Annotated in this window: 14 protein-coding genes; 8 read left to right on the top strand and 6 right to left on the bottom strand. The window is 63.2% G+C overall.

Going from position 1 to position 16,996, the window contains the following annotated elements:
* Positions 1 to 75: 75 nt before the first annotated feature.
* The gene (locus tag A3E1_RS0103240) at positions 76 to 1,101 is read left to right on the top strand and encodes a glycoside hydrolase family 11 protein (RefSeq protein WP_020519305.1); all 1,026 of its coding nucleotides are present in this window, start codon (positions 76 to 78) and stop codon (positions 1,099 to 1,101) included.
* A 101-nt stretch (positions 1,102 to 1,202) separates the two neighbouring features.
* Positions 1,203 to 2,309, top strand: a complete 1,107-nt coding sequence (locus A3E1_RS38655) for a non-reducing end alpha-L-arabinofuranosidase family hydrolase (protein ID WP_245571070.1) — start codon at positions 1,203 to 1,205, stop codon at positions 2,307 to 2,309.
* On the opposite strand, the gene A3E1_RS0103230 is transcribed toward A3E1_RS38655, so the two are convergent.
* The 4 genes from A3E1_RS0103230 to A3E1_RS38645 form a co-directional block, all read right to left on the bottom strand.
* Positions 2,306 to 5,152: a helix-turn-helix transcriptional regulator gene (locus A3E1_RS0103230; RefSeq protein ID WP_020519302.1), complete on the bottom strand. Its 2,847-nt coding sequence runs from the start codon at positions 5,150 to 5,152 to the stop codon at positions 2,306 to 2,308. The two genes, A3E1_RS38655 and A3E1_RS0103230, sit on opposite strands and share 4 nt — an antisense overlap.
* 464 nt (positions 5,153 to 5,616) lie before the next feature.
* Positions 5,617 to 6,177 (bottom strand): DUF3105 domain-containing protein, encoded by a 561-nt coding sequence (locus tag A3E1_RS0103225; protein WP_020519301.1) that lies wholly within the window; start codon positions 6,175 to 6,177, stop codon positions 5,617 to 5,619.
* Positions 6,174 to 7,349: a hypothetical protein gene (locus A3E1_RS44355; protein ID WP_157631275.1), complete on the bottom strand. Its 1,176-nt coding sequence runs from the start codon at positions 7,347 to 7,349 to the stop codon at positions 6,174 to 6,176. The genes A3E1_RS0103225 and A3E1_RS44355 overlap by 4 nt, the downstream gene beginning before the upstream one ends.
* Positions 7,346 to 8,440: a HesA/MoeB/ThiF family protein gene (locus tag A3E1_RS38645; protein WP_020519299.1), complete on the bottom strand. Its 1,095-nt coding sequence runs from the start codon at positions 8,438 to 8,440 to the stop codon at positions 7,346 to 7,348. Before A3E1_RS38645 ends, A3E1_RS44355 begins: the two co-directional genes overlap by 4 nt.
* Positions 8,441 to 8,695: 255 nt before the next feature.
* Here A3E1_RS38645 and A3E1_RS0103205 point away from each other — a divergent pair, with 255 nt between their 5' ends.
* From A3E1_RS0103205 to A3E1_RS0103185, 5 genes are all read left to right on the top strand, one after another.
* Entirely contained in the window at positions 8,696 to 8,878 is a 183-nt protein-coding gene (locus A3E1_RS0103205; RefSeq protein ID WP_020519297.1) for a hypothetical protein, read from the top strand.
* A gap of 342 nt (positions 8,879 to 9,220) precedes the next feature.
* Positions 9,221 to 11,716 carry a sensor histidine kinase gene (locus tag A3E1_RS0103200; protein WP_245571069.1) on the top strand — a complete coding sequence of 832 codons (2,496 nt, stop codon included), beginning with the start codon at positions 9,221 to 9,223 and terminating at the stop codon, positions 11,714 to 11,716.
* A gap of 32 nt (positions 11,717 to 11,748) precedes the next feature.
* The gene (locus A3E1_RS0103195; RefSeq protein WP_245571068.1) at positions 11,749 to 12,150 is read left to right on the top strand and encodes a roadblock/LC7 domain-containing protein; all 402 of its coding nucleotides are present in this window, start codon (positions 11,749 to 11,751) and stop codon (positions 12,148 to 12,150) included.
* Positions 12,140 to 12,517 carry a DUF742 domain-containing protein gene (locus tag A3E1_RS0103190; RefSeq protein WP_020519294.1) on the top strand — a complete coding sequence of 126 codons (378 nt, stop codon included), beginning with the start codon at positions 12,140 to 12,142 and terminating at the stop codon, positions 12,515 to 12,517. Before A3E1_RS0103195 ends, A3E1_RS0103190 begins: the two co-directional genes overlap by 11 nt.
* Positions 12,517 to 13,077 carry a GTP-binding protein gene (locus A3E1_RS0103185; protein WP_020519293.1) on the top strand — a complete coding sequence of 187 codons (561 nt, stop codon included), beginning with the start codon at positions 12,517 to 12,519 and terminating at the stop codon, positions 13,075 to 13,077. The genes A3E1_RS0103190 and A3E1_RS0103185 overlap by 1 nt, the downstream gene beginning before the upstream one ends.
* Here A3E1_RS0103185 and A3E1_RS0103180 read toward each other — a convergent pair.
* Both A3E1_RS0103180 and A3E1_RS38640 read right to left on the bottom strand, forming a co-directional pair.
* The gene (locus tag A3E1_RS0103180; RefSeq protein ID WP_020519292.1) at positions 13,054 to 14,577 is read right to left on the bottom strand and encodes a tryptophanase; all 1,524 of its coding nucleotides are present in this window, start codon (positions 14,575 to 14,577) and stop codon (positions 13,054 to 13,056) included. The genes A3E1_RS0103185 and A3E1_RS0103180 overlap by 24 nt on opposite strands.
* Positions 14,578 to 14,594: 17 nt before the next feature.
* Positions 14,595 to 15,638 (bottom strand): tryptophan dimethylallyltransferase family protein, encoded by a 1,044-nt coding sequence (locus tag A3E1_RS38640; RefSeq protein ID WP_020519291.1) that lies wholly within the window; start codon positions 15,636 to 15,638, stop codon positions 14,595 to 14,597.
* A gap of 449 nt (positions 15,639 to 16,087) precedes the next feature.
* Between A3E1_RS38640 and A3E1_RS0103170 the strand changes: the two genes are divergently transcribed.
* A complete protein-coding gene (locus tag A3E1_RS0103170; RefSeq protein WP_020519290.1) occupies positions 16,088 to 16,981 on the top strand; it encodes a S1 family peptidase in 894 nt (297 codons plus the stop codon).
* Positions 16,982 to 16,996: the final 15 nt, after the last annotated feature.

Below are 16,996 nucleotides of genomic sequence, written 5' to 3'. Positions count from 1 at the left end.
GTACGCAGGCACCGCCTCCTGCGTACCCGCGACGGCTGAGACCTCGCTTCGCCTTGCGCTGAAGGAGAAACGTAAATGAACACCACCCCCGCACACCCGAAGCGGTTCACCTGCGCCAGCATCGGGCTGTTTCTTCGCGGTGCCTGCGCCCTGTCGCTAGCGCTGGCCGTGACTATCGTGCCCAGCGCGGCCCACGCGGACACCACCATCACATCAGGCCAGACCGGCTACCAGGCTGGCAACGACAACGGCTATTACTACTCCTTCTGGAACGATCGCGCTGGATCCGTCACCATGACCCTCGGACCTGGTGGCACCTACAGCACCTCGTGGAGCAACGCCGGGAACTTCGTCGCGGGTAAAGGCTGGAGCACCGGCGGCCGCAAAAGTGTGAGCTACTCAGGCAGCTTCAATCCGTCGGGCAATGCCTACCTCACTCTCTACGGGTGGACGACCAGCCCGCTCGTGGAGTACTACATCGTCGATAACTGGGGCACCTACCGGCCTACGGGAACACACAAGGGCACGGTCAGCAGCGATGGCGGCACGTACGACATCTATCTGACGACGAGATACGACGCACCGTCCATTGTGGGCACCGCGACCTTCCAGCAGTACTGGAGCGTCCGGCGGTCCAAGAAAACAGGCGGCACCATAACGACCGGCAACCACTTCGACGCGTGGGCCAGTCACGCAATGAACCTGGGCAGCTTCAACTACATGATCCTGGCCACCGAGGGATACCAAAGCAGCGGGACCTCCAGCATCACCCTGGGCAGCTCCACGCCACCCCGTACCACCCCGCCAACGACCGCACCCGCGGTGCCGCCGGCTCCCACGAGATCCGCCATTGCGTCCGCAAGCCATGCCTCAGCAGCGCCATCCAGTTCGCCGCTTCCGGCATCGGTGTCAGCGTTCCCGGCGGCAGACAGTGACGTCGCTGTCCTCACGCCCGCCGCCGGCAACGGCAGCGTCATGTGGCTTGCCGTCGCAGGCGTGCTGATAACCGCTGGCGCTGCCATCGCGATCCTGATGAGACGCCGCCGGTTGGCGGCACGCGCGGCGCACACAGAACGGGCCGCGCGGCACGGGCGCCGCTAGAGAACTGACCTTCCCGTTAGAGGACTGACACCTAGGAGAACCACAACATGGCACCCGCTCGGCCACTCCCCCTCCGGAAGCCTGCGTTCGTAACCACCATCGTGGCGGCCCTGCTAGCGGCCGCTGGCGGTTGCAACGCCAGCCCGTCGCAGCCAGACACCGCCCCGAGTCTGGTACCGGCACTGGCCGCGAGCGGCACTCCGTCGCTGTCGCAGATGAGCACCAGCGCGTCACCGTCGGGCATTCCTTCGAGCCAGCGCCCCAGCGGCATACCATCCAAGGCACCTGCAGCCAGCCCGTGCGCTCTTCCCTTGAAGTACCAATGGAAATCGACGGGTGCACTGGCGACCCCCAAGCCGGGCTGGGTCTCGCTCAAGGACTTCACGACCGCCCCCTACAAGGGCAAGCACCTCGTCTACGCCACCACCCACGACTCCGGAACAGCCTGGGGCTCAATGAGTTTCGGCCTGTTCGCCGACTGGCCGGACATGGCATCGGCCAGCCAGAACACGATGTCTTCGGGCACCGTCGCGCCGAGCCTGTTCTACTTCGCCCCCAAGAACATCTGGGTACTCACCTACCAGTGGGGGCAGTGGCCCTTCATCTACCGGACCTCCAGCGACCCCACCAACCCGAACGGATGGTCGTCACCGCAGCCGCTGTTCTCCGGAACCATCTCAGGCTCCGACAGCGGCCCTATCGACCAGACAATCATCGGCGACTCCACGAACATGTACCTCTTCTTCGCCGGCGACAACGGCAAGATCTACCGGGCGAGCATGCCCATCGCAAACTTCCCGGGCAGCTTCGGCACGAGCTACACGACGATCATGAGTGACACGAGGAGCAACCTGTTCGAAGCACCCCAGGTCTACAAAGTCCAGGGCGACAACCAATACCTCATGATCGTCGAAGCGATGGGAACCCGCGGGCGCTACTTCCGCTCGTTCACGGCCACCAGCCTGGGCGGCTCATGGACACCACAGGCCGCCACCGAGAGCAACCCCTTCGCTGGGAAGGCAAACAGTGGAGCCACCTGGACCAACGACATCAGCCACGGCGAGCTGATCCGCGTCAACGCCGACCAGACCATGACCATTGACCCGTGCCACCTGCAACTGCTCTACCAGGGTCGCTCGCCCAACTCCGATGGCATGGACTACGGCCTGCTGCCCTACCGCCCGGGCCTGTTGACACTGCGACGCTAAGACCGAGGACCAAATCCTGCGGTGTTCCCGGCGTCCGGACGGCGTGCGGCGGTGATCGCGAGCTCGACCCGTGACCGGGCGTCGAGCTTGCTGAGGATGTTGGAAACGTGTGTCTGCACGGTCCGCCGGGACAGGAACATCTGAGCAGCGATGTCGGGATTGGACAGTCCTTCCACGACGAGCGCCAGAACCTTGTGCTCAGTTTCGGTCAGCGACTCCCAGCCCTTCTTCGGACGGCCACGCCGGCCGCGTACGCCCCGGCGCACACCAGACTGACGCAGACGTGCCTCGGCGCGCCCGGTATCCCAGGCGGCATCGAGATCGCCATAGAGCATGAGCGCGCTGTCCAGCGCCTTACGCGCCTCGTCCGCCCGGCCCAGCGGGACTAGTGCCAGCGCGGCATGCTCCAAGGCGTACCCCTCAAACAATGGGCGCTTGGCCTCAGCGAAGCTGGCTGCAGCGGACAAAATGAGGTCGGGGTCGCCGCCGGCCACGCCGCGGCAAAACTGCGCTATTCCTTTCGTGGTTGGGTTTGGCAGTTCGAAGGCTACTTGCTGGGTACTGGCAGCGAGCTCCCGAAGACACTTGCTGTCGCCCGCCGCGGCAGCCAGGCGCGTGAGGTCAGGGCAGATGTCGTAGATGACGCGATGGTGTTCCATCAGACCGCCGTCGCGCCATACGGGGTAAAGGATGTCCAGTGCCGCCTGCGGCCCGGATGCCGTCTCTTCGGCGATCGCCTTTGCCCACAGGAGGAGGAACCGGGACGACCTCATCCCCGCGCTGTCGTCATCCGCCGGAATGCTCTGCGTGCCAACAGCCGTGCTCTGGCGGTGTAACCCGATCATCGCGGCTATTGCCTGTGCTGGCAGGCCAAAGTGGTACGGGTCAAAGGATTCCAGACTTGTCTGTACTTCGGCCAGAGCATCGTCCCAGCGCCCGTCGCTGAAACGGATGCGTGTTCGCACTAGCCCGGACAGTCCGGCGTAGATGCCGCCCACTCGCACGTTTTCACGGATGGATGTGGCTAGCGCCTCATCCGCCTCAGCCAGGCGATCCAGCATCGTGAGGCAGAAGCCGCGCAGATAGTAAGGGTCCTGATGCTGGTCGGGATCTGTAGCGGCGCCACCAAAGGCCGAAAGCGCCCGGTCAACATAACTTAGCGCCTGGCTGAACTCGCCTCCCATCATGTTGACCCCGGCGAGCATGTCGTAGCCGTACCCGATCGCGATCCTGTCACCGGATGCTTCCCCTGCCGCGATGGACCGCAGAGCTGCCGCCTCAGCCTCGTCGAACTGGAACATGACGGTGTGGCACAGGCTCAGGAAGCCATGCATCCGGCTGATCTCGCCCTGGGTCAATTCTGGTGAACGGAGTGCGCGCTCCGCGGCCTCCTTCGCCTCCACCAGCCGCCCTTGGCGGTAACAGCTTTGCAGCAGCAGCCAGTACAGTGCGCCCTCCCGGTGCGGATGGTGGCCTGTGACAAGAGCTGTCCGCACCGCGTGTTCGGCTTCGTGGGCGTCACCTACCCAAAGCAGCGCGCGGATCAAATCGAAACGCAGCTGCTCCGCCACGGCGTCTTCGGCGCTGTCCAGCGCGCGGCGTAACAAGGTGACAGCCGTGCGGGGCGAGCGGGTTATCAGCTGGTCGGCGTTGTCCGTCAGCCATTCGATGGTCGCGCGGTCGATCGAGGTGCCAGCCAGCATGTGTTCAGCGATCCGTTCGACCGGAGCGCCTATGGCACCCAAAACCTGCCCAGCGTGCAGGTTCAGCGCGATGCGCACCGACCCGGGAAGGCTCGCGGCCAGCGCCTCGCGGATCAGATCGTGCCGGAAGAGCAGGTCGGTCCCGGTGTCGATCAAAAGTCCGGAGTCGACTGCGGTGATAGCTATTTCTGACAGCACGGCAACGGAATTGCCCGTCACCGCCGCGAGTTCCGTGAGATCGACTGTAGGGCCGAGCACGGCTGCCATCTGAAGCGTCTCGCGGGCCTTGTGCGGCAGGAAATCAAGCCGCCGGATGATGACCTCGATCAAAGATCTGGGTACCCGCCCAGCAAGCGGCGGTGCGACATCGGCTACGCCGTCGGTGATGTCGATGGCGTCCTCAGTGGACAGTGCGGTGATCAGTTCGGCAACGTACATGGGGTTGCCGCCTGCCCCAGCCATCAGACCGGTCAGGACCGGCCCTGGTCTCGCGCCAATCAGCCGTTCTGCAAGCGACGTGAGGGATTCACGATCCAGCGGCCCTAGAGTGAGGGTCTTGGCGCCGCGTGACCTAAGACCACGTACCAGACCGGTTATCGCTTCGCTGCGCGGCGTTGAGCGCCCGGAAACGATCAGCAGCAACGGCTGTTGCGACAGGGCCTGCCCGATCCGGTTGAGGGCTAACGCGCTGGACGGGTCAGCCCACTGCATATCGTCGACAATGAGGGCGATGGGCGCTTCGGTGCTCCATTGGTCCAGCAGGTCGAGGATTGCCTCGACGATCGCGAGTTCATGGTTTGCCGCTGAAAGGCTCTGCCCTAGGGCACCTTCGCCGCGCATCAGGCTGGCCACCTTCGCCGCGCCCGCATCATCTGTCTTCGTACGCACTCCGAGGGCGGCACCGATGGCGGCGAATGGCAGACGTTGCTCAAGATCCTCAGCGGCGGCCCGTAACACACGCGCGCCGAGTCGCTGACATTCCGCTGCCGCCGTGTCCAGCAGTGTTGTCTTGCCGATCCCGGGTTCGCCCTCTAGCACGATGGCCGCACCCTCCCCGGCGAAGGCCTGGGCGGCGATGGCGCTGATTTCCCGAAGCTCAGCCTCACGTCCGAGCACTCGCGGCGCCGCACTCGACGTCATAAACGAAGCATAAAACCATTTATGCGAATCAGATTCCTTCTTTGGGTGTTTTGTCTTAATCGCCCGATTTACGCATTTGAGTCATGTTGGGAGCGCTTCTTTACGTGCGGTGGCGGATGTTTCCGCTCCGGATAACGAGGATTGTTGTTCTCGTCGGGAGCGGAGTCACCCCCCAGGATTCCGCTCCTGGCCCCCACAGCAGTCGAAACAGCGAAAACGACACGGGGAAGAAAAGCATGTCGCATCAAACGCTCATCGCTCACGTAGAGGCACTGTTCATCTCAGATCTGCAGTCGTCTCAGCAGCCGAGCGCCGCCCAGGTGCGGGCCGCTGTTCGCAGAGCATTGCAAACAATCAGCATCGACGACGTCGCGGCCTTAGCCGCTCAGGAGTACGGCGACCATCCCGAAAGCTCCGTCACACGTATGCGGTGGGCCTGGGATCAGGTACTCCACGCCTACGATTCAGGCGGCAGTGCTCGTGCAATCCGTTGCGCCACTTTGCCAGCCGTGCCGGTATCGCCCCGCGACGGCCGCGATGAAGGCCTCAATCGCGACGGGATCGGCGTCATCGAGGAGTTGCAGCCGTTGCCAGCCGGTGAGCGCGACACCTTGGCGTAACACTGGATAGGGCGCGATCACCACCTTGCGTGGGTGCCCACGGGCGATCCGCTCTAAGGCTGGCACATCGCTTCCGGCGGCGTATTGCACCAGGACATGACCATGTGCCAAGACCTGAACCTGAGCCTCTTCCGGTAGCGGCTCCCGGTAAACACCGGTCGCCAGCACCCGCAGCGAGTGCGCACCCGAGGTCGGCGGCACCGTCCTATATGGAGGATGCGGCTCGGCATCATAGCGCAGCAAGATATCGCCCTCCGAGGCCTGAGCGGTGCCTGGAACCTGGTCGCAGGAAAGGGCTGTCGCCGTTTCCCGGACGGAGAAGTCCACCACCACTGACAGCCCGAGCGCGGCCATCGCCCCAGCCGAGAGCACGGGTGCCAGGATGGCAATCAGCCTTGCCTTCATCGTCGCGCCAATCGCTTGCGAATGATGATGAACAGGGGCAGGCCAAGCTGCACCGCCGCTAGCGCCGCCAGCGCGAGCGCTTCCCACCAGTCCGCGCTTCCCCAAGGCGCCGCTGTCAGCGCGGCCGCGGGCCAGCCGAACACGATCCTCGCGCTGGGCAGCAGGAAATGAAAGGCATACCAGCACAGCCAGAGCAAACCCGCAAGATAAAGCATCTGGTACCACCTCGCGGTGCTGACATCGCGAGGGTGAGCATTGTCCAGCTCGGCCGCATCCGCGGCAGTGAGCCGCCAGAACCGCTTCTTCAGCGACAGCTGGGTTATCCGGTGCAGGTTACGTCCGCCCGTCGCGGTTAGCAGCACCATGTACAGATCAGTGCGCAAGAACGCGAGCGCCTGGAAAACCGTGCCCACAACGAGCGTTAGCACGACCACGCCGAGAATCCGGATCAGTGTGGGCGGCACATCAAACCAGCCGCGGGTCCACCCGAACTTCACCGTTAAAGCGGCACAAAGGACGACCGAGTCGATCGCCATCCCAGCGAGGAACGGGCCAAACCGCCGGCCCGGTGGCACAGCCCAAACTCCCGTGAGATCGGTTTGCAGCACCGGGAAGTAGGCACGCTGATCGAGCCGGATCGTCGAGCGAACGCCCAGCGCCGCACCGGCTAACGCATGCCACACCTCGTGCAGCCCGGTCAGGCTCAGCGCAAGCACGTTGACTGCCATGATGCTCAGCAGCACACTCGGGGTGAAGAACAGGTCTTCATAGGTGGGAAGCAGACCGGGTTCCAGCACGAAAAGTGTTACAGCGCCTACGAAGCAGCCGGCGTAGAAGCACCACGCGACGCGGCCAAACAGCGGTTTGACGAATCTGGCGGGAATCTTTGACACGGCCCAGAAGCGGCCGCGCGGTCGCTCAACGCCGACCACACCGGCCGCGGCTATCTCGGTGGCGAAATCCAGCGCGTCGACGTCGGCTCCGGTCTCCACGCGCAGGATGTCAGCCGCCTCGGCGATCGTGTGGCCCTGCGCGAAGAGCTCTATGAGACGTGCGCCTTGACCTGGTACCGAAAAATAGATCCCTTGATCTGGATCTCCTACCAGGTATTCGTCTTCATCTTCCTGACGCACCACGAGATGCGCCACCGCGACCGTGTCCGATGGCGTCACGTGCGCCCACACACAGCGCAGGTGCTGTCCGGATCGGGCGCGACGAGATAGTGGTAGGTCAGATCGGTGAGGCTTTGGTGGAAGACCCGGCCGAGGGAGGTCGGCCGCAGCCCCACGAGGAAGTAGATGGCCTCCATCGCCGACAGATGACCGGTGAGGTTCGCTGTCGGGCCGAGCACAGCATGTCCCCCGCGTGACTCGAACAGGCCCGGCACCTGACCCCAGTCCCGGGCGATGGCGTCGTTGACGGTCAGAAGGCAGGCGTAGCAACAGGTTTGCCCAGGCACAAAGATGCCCGTCACCGCCATCGGGCCGGCATACTGTGAGACCTGCCAAGGCGTGCCGGTGGCTAGCGCGGCTTCGTTGACCCATTGCCGGATCTCGGCCATGGGCTGATCGGCGCAGAGCACGAACAGGTCAGTCTCGCGCATAAGCTCAGCGGCGTCGGCCGTACAGGTGAGCTTACGTTCGATGCCAGTAACCTGAACATGTCTGTTCATCCGGCGCAGCCTCGCCACCGCTGTCTGCACTTTGGACGCCCCGAGATCGTCCTCGGTGTAAAGCAGCTGCCGGGTAAGGTTTCCCACCTCGACGCGGTCGAAGTCAACACATCGCACGCTGCCAGCGCCAGCGGCCACAAGCGAAGAAGCGACCGCTGATCCCGTCCCGCCAAGCCCGCAAACGGTGACCCGGGCGGCTTTTAGCCGCGCCTGCAGCTCAAATCGCGATGGGCGTGGAGTGAGGTCGACCCACGCGAAGTAGTTCAGCGCCCTGTCGTAGCGCTCCTCTTCCTCAGCGCTGAGCGACGCCGGCCGTGGAGCACCAGCGTCCTCGACATGACCGGCATCCACGATCGAGGAGATCGCTTCATGAAGGCTTTCCGCATCAAGCTCTGGCCGCTCGCCGGTAAGCTCGGCAACGATTTCATCGCGGCTGCGGCGGCCGTCCATAAGCGACATCAGCCGCCAGATGGTGCCCTCCTCGTCATCATCGATGCGTGCGCCAATGCCGTACTGCTGGCCCCCGACGCTTATCAGCGTTGGCGTCAGGCGCAGCGGCCGGTGATTTCCCTTGATGCGTGGCCTGTTCATGCCTGTCTCCCAACTCGGTGCGACCCGGGGACCGCAGGCGTCCCCGGGTCTTCATCCGATTAGCCTTCGAGGTCCCAGCGGATCTGCTGAGTCGTCTCAAGCTTCTCGAGCCGGCGGACGGCAACCTTGATCGCCTTGCGCTCGGTCTGCACGGGTTGCTGCACCTTGTCCGTCATAACGCCTCCTTGAGGTGATGTGTGGACTCAAGGTGCCAGGCGCCGCTATGCATCTGCTATTCACTCGCTAATCAGCCGCGTGCGCGCTGTTGCTCTCGCCGGGGCGTTGCTGGGCCTGCCAGCACCGCCATTGGCTTCACCCGCCCAGGCGCTGCCCTGGGATTCCGTGCACGGTTACTACAACTCCGAAGCCGAATGCGATGCGGTTGGATTCGCGGGGTTCGGCGTGTCCTGGTCCGAGTACGCCCGCACACGGCAATAAGCGCCCCCTGGCATGTGGGTTCTATACGTCGCCACCGACGGCAGCCAGCCAGAATAGTGCGGCTGGTTACCCAACAACCATTGAATGTTCATATGTATTAATTTTCTTTGGCTTGCGAGTCCGAGTTGGATTCCATCTGACCATTTTGGACTTAAATGGCCCCGCCATATGCTTTGAGCTGCCCATATTCCCAGACATCGAGGTCAGAGGCCCGGGGACCCGGCTGGTGCTGGAGCCAGGCCAGATGTACCATTTGCACGTCACTTGGCCAGCGTGCTTCATCGCTGGCCTGCAATGTGTTAGCTCCCAAGTTTCCCCTCGCTGCGCATGATTGGATAGAAGTTGGCGCATATAACGGCTGACAGTGCGAGCGAGCGACTCACCCCGCAAAACGTCGAGAAGGTGCCCCGCCGCCGGCGGGATCGCCGCAAGCAGACGATTAAACGCCGCGTTATCAGGCTCGTCCTCATACCCAGTGTGGTGGCCGTGCTTCTGTGGTTCGTGGCGTCGGGATACCTTGTCTTCCAAGGGTTCTACAACCGTGCGGTCGCCGACTCGGTGCGTCAGGTGTCCATTCCCGCAGTCTCGGCGCTCGCGTCGATCCAGCAGGAGCGGCGGCTCAGCGTCGCCTTCCTCTCCCAGCCGTCGAGTGACCTGACCACATTGGCCGATCAGCGGCGGCAGACCGATGAGGGAGTGTCCGCGCTGCGGACCGCTGCCACCTCCGCGTTGGCGCTGGCCCCAGACTCCATTGTGTCCAAATGGGAGACGCTCACGGCGTACTTGGACAAACTTCCCGGCACCCGGACCGTCATCGATTCCAGGTCCGTCACTAGCCAGCACGCGTACGGTTTCTACAACGACCTGCTGGACGCGGCGACGAGCTTGTTCGATACCCAGGCCCGAGTGGTGCCCGACGTCGCGGCGACCCAGGGCGGCATCGCGGCGACCGAGGTTTTCCGGGCCAGCGACTTGATGTCACGGGCAGGGTCAGCCATTGATGGCGCGTTCGCGGCAGGCACGCTCAGCCCGGCCGATCATCTTGAATTCGCGCGGCTAGTGGGCACCTATCATTCGAGCCTGGTAAACCTCGAACCACACCTTCAGCCTTCCGTTCGCCAGCGTCTGAGCAGCATTTCAGCCAGCGACTCCTGGAAAGAACTTGTCGCCGCTGAAAACGCCGTCATCGCCGGTGGCGCATGGCGCACTGGAGTGCCCCGCGGATTGCCTGCTGACAAGGCCCGCTGGGAGACGCTGACCCGCCAGGTCTCTGACGATTTGATCGGCTTGACTATTTTGCAGGCTGATGTGGTGTCGGCCGAGGCGCTGCGGACAGGTAACTACCAGCTCATCACCGCATCGCTTGGAAGTCTCATCGCCCTGTCGATCGCTATCGCCGCCATCGCGTGGGCGGTGCGCCAGTCACGGGTGCTGGTGGACCAGACACTGTCCGTGCGTCTAGCACAACTAGGCAAAGACGCCGCCGACGTGGTCGATCAGCGGCTGCCCTCCATCATGGAACGCCTGCGCAGACGCGAACCAGTGGACCTCACGACTGAGCTTCCAGCCCAAAACTATGGCAGCGATGAGATTGGCCAGGTCGCCGATGTCATCAATAGATCGATGCAGGCGGCAGCAGGGGCAGCCATCAACGAAGCCAAGGCCCGCGCGGCCGGTATCGCCATGCTGATGGGTGTCGCACGCCGGCCACAGCGGCCGCTGCAGCGGGGACTCAAGGTCGTCGAAGACCTGCAGAGCCTCGTGGGTGACGAGAAGATGCTGACCCAGCTGTTCGACATCAACCATCAGCTCACTCAGACCCGCCGCTTCCTGGAGAACCTGGTCATCTTGTCAGGTGGCCAGATCGGCCGGCGATTCCACAAGCCAGTTCCCTTGCGGCGAGTCATGCTGGCAGCATCCGCCGAGGCCCGGCACTACCAGCGGATCACACTTCGCCACTCAGCCGACGTGGCCATCGTGGGCCAAGCTGTGGCCGGAACGGTTCACCTGCTTGCCGAGTTGCTCGACAACGCACTCGCGTTCTCCCCGCCAGGAACAACAGTCTGGGTTACCTGCAACGAAGCCAGGCACGGCGTCGCGGTAGAAATCGAAGACGCCGGCGTGGGCATGAACGCGGAGGCCATCGAGCGGGCGAATCTGCTGCTGGCATCGGCGCCAACTCCAGACGTGACAGAACTGAAAGACGGCGCTCAGGTCGGGCTGCACGTGGTGGCGGAGCTGGCCAAGCGTGAAGGTGTCCAAGTGAGCCTGCGCAAGTCGGCTTACGGCGGGCTGCTCGCCGTCGTCCTCTTGCCACACCGGATGCTGATCTCCAATTCGGACGGCGTACCAGCCGAAGGGTTGGGCATTGACCCACCCACCGCGGCGATGGCCATTTCGGCTTCCCCACAAGCTTTCAGCCTTGAAAATGTGCCTGGGCTTGTGCCTGGAGGACTGTCGTCGCCCGCCTCAAGCTGGCCGGGCTTTCTGCACCCCGGCAGTAGCAAAACCCAGCAGCCGGAAACCCAGCCGTCTAGCAGCGTCAGCGCACCCAGCCAATGGCCCCCCGTGCCAGAAGTGATGAGTTCGTCCATGACGGATCCAGGAAACGCTGAACGCCCGCCCCTGCCTAAACGGCATCCACAACAACATCTCGCGCCAGAGCTGCGCCAGGAAGGCTCCATAAAAACGGGGACAGCGCCGCAAGCGGCCACCGTTGCACGGTCACCCGAAGAATCACGCAACCGGTTCGCGCGCTATCAACGGGGCTGGACCGACGGCCGGATCGCCGGCCAGGAAGAAATCGCTACCAGCGCTGATCAAGGCGGGAAGGCATGACCAAACTCGACATGCAAAATAATCTGGCTTGGATGTTGGATGATCTCGTAGAGATCCCCCACGTTGCCTATGCGGTTGTCCTGTCCACCGACGGGCTGATCATCCAGAAGTCGTCATCGCTGTCACAAGACGTGGCCGAGATTCTGGCCGCCGGTGCCTCATCGATGTACAGCGTCGCCGCGGGCACCGGACGGCGTGTCGACAGTGGGCCCGTTCAGCAAGTGGTCATCGAATACCAGGGCCGCACCATGTTCATCGCCGCCGCCGGGCAAAACGCCCGCCTGGCCGTGCTTTGTGACGAGGCTGTCGATCTGGGAACCGTGGCATACGAGATGAGCCGTCTGGTAACGCGTATCGGCGATTACCTCGGCACGACACCACGTGCTTCCACGTTGCCGCCCGACGGCGTCTCAGGCGTGGTTCATGGCATATGACGTGTGGGACGGCGACGAGGCTGATGCTGGGCGGCTAGTCCCCTGGTATGTCCTCGTCAATGGACGCACAACGCCAAAGGCAAGCGACCTGGATCTCGCGACACAGGTCTACGCGCTGCCAGTTGATACCAGAAGACTGGAACCAGAATTCCTGGAGATCGTCAGGCAATGCGCCAACTGGATGTCCATCGCGGAGATAGGTGCCTACCTACATCTGCCTCTCACCATCGTCAAGGTGATGGTTGATGTCCTTCTTGAGCAGGGGTATCTGGGCGTCGGTACCCCAGCGCAGGAAAAGATCGTGGACAAGCGGCTGCTGGAGATGGTTCTCGCCGGTCTCCAGAGAGAACTAGATGTGAGGGACTGATGGCCGTGGATCGCAGATCGGTCAAGATAGTGGTGGCCGGCGGCTTCGGCGCTGGCAAGACGACCCTGGTGGGATCGGTCAGCGAGATTCCCCCGTTGACAACAGAGGAACTCCTGACACAGGCGAGTGTCGGCATTGACGACGTCACAGGTGTGGAAAGCAAGACGCAAACAACTGTCGCCCTGGACTTTGGGCGGATCACGATCAGCCCAAACGTGGTGCTCTACCTTTTCGGCACGCCCGGGCAGGACCGGTTCTGGTTTATGTGGGACGAACTAGCGCAGGGAGCCGTCGGCGCTATCGTGCTCCTGGACACGAGAAGACTCGAGTCCAGCTTCCCAGCGATCGACTACTTCGAACGGCGGGAGATCCCGTTCGTCGCGGCCGTCAATCAGTTCAACGGCACGTGCGCCTACACCGAGGAAGAGATCCGCTCGGCGCTGGAACTGAATGCGGACGTGCCGCTGGTGTGGTGCGACGCAAGGGATCGGGCGTCGAGCAAACTGGCGCTGATCGGGCTTGTCCGGCACGCGATGTCACGCCTTCCGGTTAGCGCGTGACCACAGAAAACCCTTCTTCGCCTGAGGTTTCGCTGGTTCCGCCGTGTCAACCGCGGAGTCGGCGGCGGCATCAGCCACAGGGGCTGCGGCAACTGGCGAGGCGCCCGTAACTGGAGGCGCTGGCTCAAGCCGCACCTTGAAGTGGCGCAACAGGTTTGGCGCGGAGACGATGCGGTGCCCGGGCACCCGGCTGGGATCCTTGGCGATGTGCGCTAGGACGGCAGCCACGTACACAAAATGGTCCTCGGTGTAGACCCGGCGCGGGATCGCCAGACGCACCAGCTCAAAAGGCGCCGGGGTCACGAGCCGGTGCTCGTTGTCCATCTGCCCCAAATACAGCGACCCAAGCTCGGCGCATCTGATGCCACCTTCGAGATAAAGCTGGCATACCAGGGAATGCCCGGGAAATTCATGCGGTGAAAGGTGGGGCAGCAGCCGGCCCGCGTTGAGGTACAGGGCGTGAATTCCTGGCGGCTGAACAGTGTCGACGCCAGCATCGTTGATCATCTGTGCGAGCCGGGCGGTCGATGCGGCACGGGTGCTCAGGTATGCGGGATCGACTACCTCACGGAGCCCTTGCGCAAGCCGCTCAAGGTCACGTCCCGACAGCCCACCGTAGGTGGAAAACCCTTCCGTAGCAATCAGATTCGCTTCACATACCGTATGCAGGTTTTCGTCGCGCAAGCCGATAAAGCCGCCGACGGGAGACATCCCGTCCTTCTTCAAGCTCACCACACAACCGTCGGCGAGGCCGAAAGCATGTGTGGCGATCTGCCTTGGCGTCCAATCCCGGAAGTCGGGCTCCCGCTGGCTGACTAGCCACGCGTTTTCGGCGAAGCGTGCTGCGTCAAGGAAAAACGGCACGCCATGACGACGGCAAAGCTCGCTGGTGGCGGCGATATTCGCGATCGAGGCAGGCTGCGCACCGAGCCCATTGTTGGTGATCGTCATAAGGACCAGCCCGACGCGTTTGCCGTCCGGTCCTTTGAGGACCTCCTCAAGGGCGTCGAGGTCGATGTTGCCCTTGAACGGTTCGTCGCTGTCGAGATCGGCGGCCTGCGGGCAAGGCAGGTCCCTCGCCTCGGCACCTGCCAGGACGACGTTGGCGTGAGTGGTATCGAAGTGAGTGTTGCTGATGCAAATCTGGCCCGGCTTGAGCAGGCTGCTGAAAAGAATGCGTTCGCCAGCCCGGCCTTGGTGGACCGGAAGGATGAAGGGGTACCCCGTGAGGTCGCTGACCTCATCACGGAACCGGAACCAGGAACGGGCGCCGGCATAGGTTTCATCGCCGACGGCGGCAGCGGCTTCCTGGGCGGCGGAGGTGGCACCGGTGCCTGAATCGGAAAGCAGGTCAACCGTTATCTGATCTGCCCGCAGGTTGAACGGGTTGTAGCCGGCGTCCGCGAGAGCCTGCTGCCGTTGTTCGGCGGTGAGGAAGGGAATCGGCTCGACGACTTTGATGCGGTACGGCGGCGGCATCCTCATCGGATCAACGGACATGGCTCACTCCTTTGCAATCAGCGGATCGTCGCCGTGGTGCGGGTGCTGCCACGCTCCACTGGGCTGCGAGCCGCCGGTATCTGTTTCGATCGCGGTGGGAAGACGCTGTAGGTCTCGGCCGACAGGTAGACCGTGACGCCTGGCCGCGGCGGGCCTAATCGCAGCGAGACGTGCGGTATCAGCCCGACGCCATCGCGAAGCGGCCGTTGCGTTAGCTGGGCTAACGCCTGGTCCAGGATCCCGGCGTCGAATCCGTAGCGTTTAAGCAGTGCCACCGCTTTGTCGCGGGCTTCCTGGTCATCGCTGACGTAGCTGCGAATCGGCACGTAGATGCTGTATCCGACCGGCTCATCAGAGCCTTCCGTCAGGGTGTAACTACCCACCAGCGGCCTGCCGCTGAAGCGGCTGGTGCCGGCTGCCAGCGAACAGAACTCCGCGACTTCGGATGGGTCGACACCGCTGACCACACGTGCGGCGCGGGCGATGTCGTGCACGTCAGCATGGTGGTGGGTCAGGTAAAGCTTGACGCGGGCTTGTGGCCCGTCGTCCAGATCCAGCGCGAAGAAACTGATCCGGTCCTGCAGACCCAGCTCGCCTGGCCGGATGACGCGGTCCAAAAGCGACTGGTATGACCCGCCTAATTTGAGACGGTCCAACGCTTCACCGACAAGAGCCGGAGCCTGGTCGACTCCCCTGACTTCCGGATTGAGGTAAACCTTGAACTCGGGCGCCCGCCCACTGCGGAATACCAGCGAACTCCAGAGCGCGAATGCGCCTTGGGGTTGTTCGGTGGCGAAGAGATCCTTGACCGCATTTAGCCGCTTAGTCGACAGGCCGAATTTAGTAACTTGCGAATCAATGAATTTGTAGCCGGCACGCATATTCGCCTGCGCACTTGGCGGCGAACCCAGAGCCTCACCCAGAATCCTCAGCGACGGCGGTTCGGCGCCATTAAAGGCCACCGAATATTCCACTGGAGTATGGTCATCGGCCACATTGGACGGCCATGGAGGTGGCTCAGACAGCAGGCGCGAGCCGTTGGAACCCAGGAGGTCCATCATCAGCTCAATCGATGCAGACTGGTCCAATCCGAGAACGTCGCATAGCCCTGCTAAGTGAGCACTCAATTGCCCCGCAACAGACAAGCCGCGCATGTTTATCCTCGCGTTGGATTCAGGCTGACCGTCGCATGCCAGCGATATCACTTGTCGGCACGCGTGCTTTACGCCCGCGTTTGTCTTCCTTCCATTGTGGCCTCCGGGAATTCTGACTCACATATCGTTATTGCCTAGTGACCCAATGTCGAGTGAGACATAGATCATATTGACAAGCGTCCACTTAGGACATTCGTTCTAATCAATGTAGTATGCGGCTGCCCACCCAGACCGCTGGTGTCTACATTGGATTCACGGCAGTGACCACCTGCGTTCATTGCAGATGAGACTCACTGTTGCCGGGCATCGCCATCCCTGATATAGATGCATGCACATTCTATGAGGTGGAGGCGTGCATGCGTTTCGTAGCAGCGAGAAGCCTGGCGATCCTCGCGATGGCGGCTGGAATCATTCTCACCCCGGCTGTGCCCACGATGGCGGCGACAGCGGAAGCACGTGCCTCACTTCGTGACCGGCTGGCGGAGCTCGCCCCGGTAGGCAGCTCGGCGGTGATCGACCCCGCGACCGGTGAAGTAGTTGTTAGGGTGGCCGGCACCGCCTCGCGAGAGTTCACCGCGGCCGTTTCGCGCCACCGTCCTGTACGGACGGTCAGCTCCGCTCCGGTGCAGACCACCGCGATCCTCAGGGGCGGACAGGCGATGAACAGCTATGACGGCCGCCCCTGCACCACGGGCCTCGTCACCCAGTACGGCAGCACCTTCTACTTGATAACCGCCGGCCACTGCCTAATCGGAGCGCAGAGCCCGTGGTGGGGCGAGGGTGGCGCCATGATCGGGCCAGCCCACTCTGCCACCTTCCCCGGCTCTGACTTCGGCTTACTGCGAGTCAGTGACGTCAGCCCGTTGACGCCACGCAGCGAGGTCGCCTTCCAGACCGGATATGCGCGCATCGGCGGGGTGGCCGATGTGGCAGTCGGGACGTCGGTGTGCAAGACCGGGCGGACCACGGGGACGACATGCGGCACCGTGCTAGCCAAAAACGCGACGTACCACTTCCAGCAGGGCGTGGTTTACGGACTCATCGAGACCGACGCCTGCACCGCCGCGGGCGACTCAGGAGCTCCGCTTATCAGCACCCGCGGTGGTTACGGCTCGCGATCGAAATATGGCGCCTTCGGCATCCTGTCCGGCTCCAACGGGGTGGCCTGCGACGGGCCTGGACATCGCTCAGCCTTCCAGCCGCTGCCGCCGGTGATGAGCTACTACGGGCTGCAGTTGCCCGAGGTCTGAAGCACGGCAATGGGT

It is taken from the genome of Catelliglobosispora koreensis DSM 44566, from assembly GCF_000379685.1.
Classification (GTDB): domain Bacteria; phylum Actinomycetota; class Actinomycetes; order Mycobacteriales; family Micromonosporaceae; genus Catelliglobosispora; species Catelliglobosispora koreensis.
Note: the sequence above shows the minus strand (reverse complement) of the source record. Positions and strands in the feature narration are given on the sequence as shown.

Coding starts and splice junctions, on each gene's coding strand:
- A3E1_RS0103185 (WP_020519293.1), top strand. CDS start 12,517: ATGGCCGTGGATCGCAGATCGGTCAAGATAGTGGTGGCCGGCGGCTTC.
- A3E1_RS38640 (WP_020519291.1), bottom strand. CDS start 15,638: ATGATGGACCTCCTGGGTTCCAACGGCTCGCGCCTGCTGTCTGAGCCA.
- A3E1_RS0103170 (WP_020519290.1), top strand. CDS start 16,088: ATGCGTTTCGTAGCAGCGAGAAGCCTGGCGATCCTCGCGATGGCGGCT.
- A3E1_RS0103180 (WP_020519292.1), bottom strand. CDS start 14,577: ATGTCCGTTGATCCGATGAGGATGCCGCCGCCGTACCGCATCAAAGTC.
- A3E1_RS0103225 (WP_020519301.1), bottom strand. CDS start 6,177: ATGAAGGCAAGGCTGATTGCCATCCTGGCACCCGTGCTCTCGGCTGGG.
- A3E1_RS0103240 (WP_020519305.1), top strand. CDS start 76: ATGAACACCACCCCCGCACACCCGAAGCGGTTCACCTGCGCCAGCATC.
- A3E1_RS0103190 (WP_020519294.1), top strand. CDS start 12,140: ATGGCATATGACGTGTGGGACGGCGACGAGGCTGATGCTGGGCGGCTA.
- A3E1_RS0103230 (WP_020519302.1), bottom strand. CDS start 5,152: ATGACGTCGAGTGCGGCGCCGCGAGTGCTCGGACGTGAGGCTGAGCTT.
- A3E1_RS0103195 (WP_245571068.1), top strand. CDS start 11,749: ATGTTGGATGATCTCGTAGAGATCCCCCACGTTGCCTATGCGGTTGTC.
- A3E1_RS38645 (WP_020519299.1), bottom strand. CDS start 8,440: ATGAACAGGCCACGCATCAAGGGAAATCACCGGCCGCTGCGCCTGACG.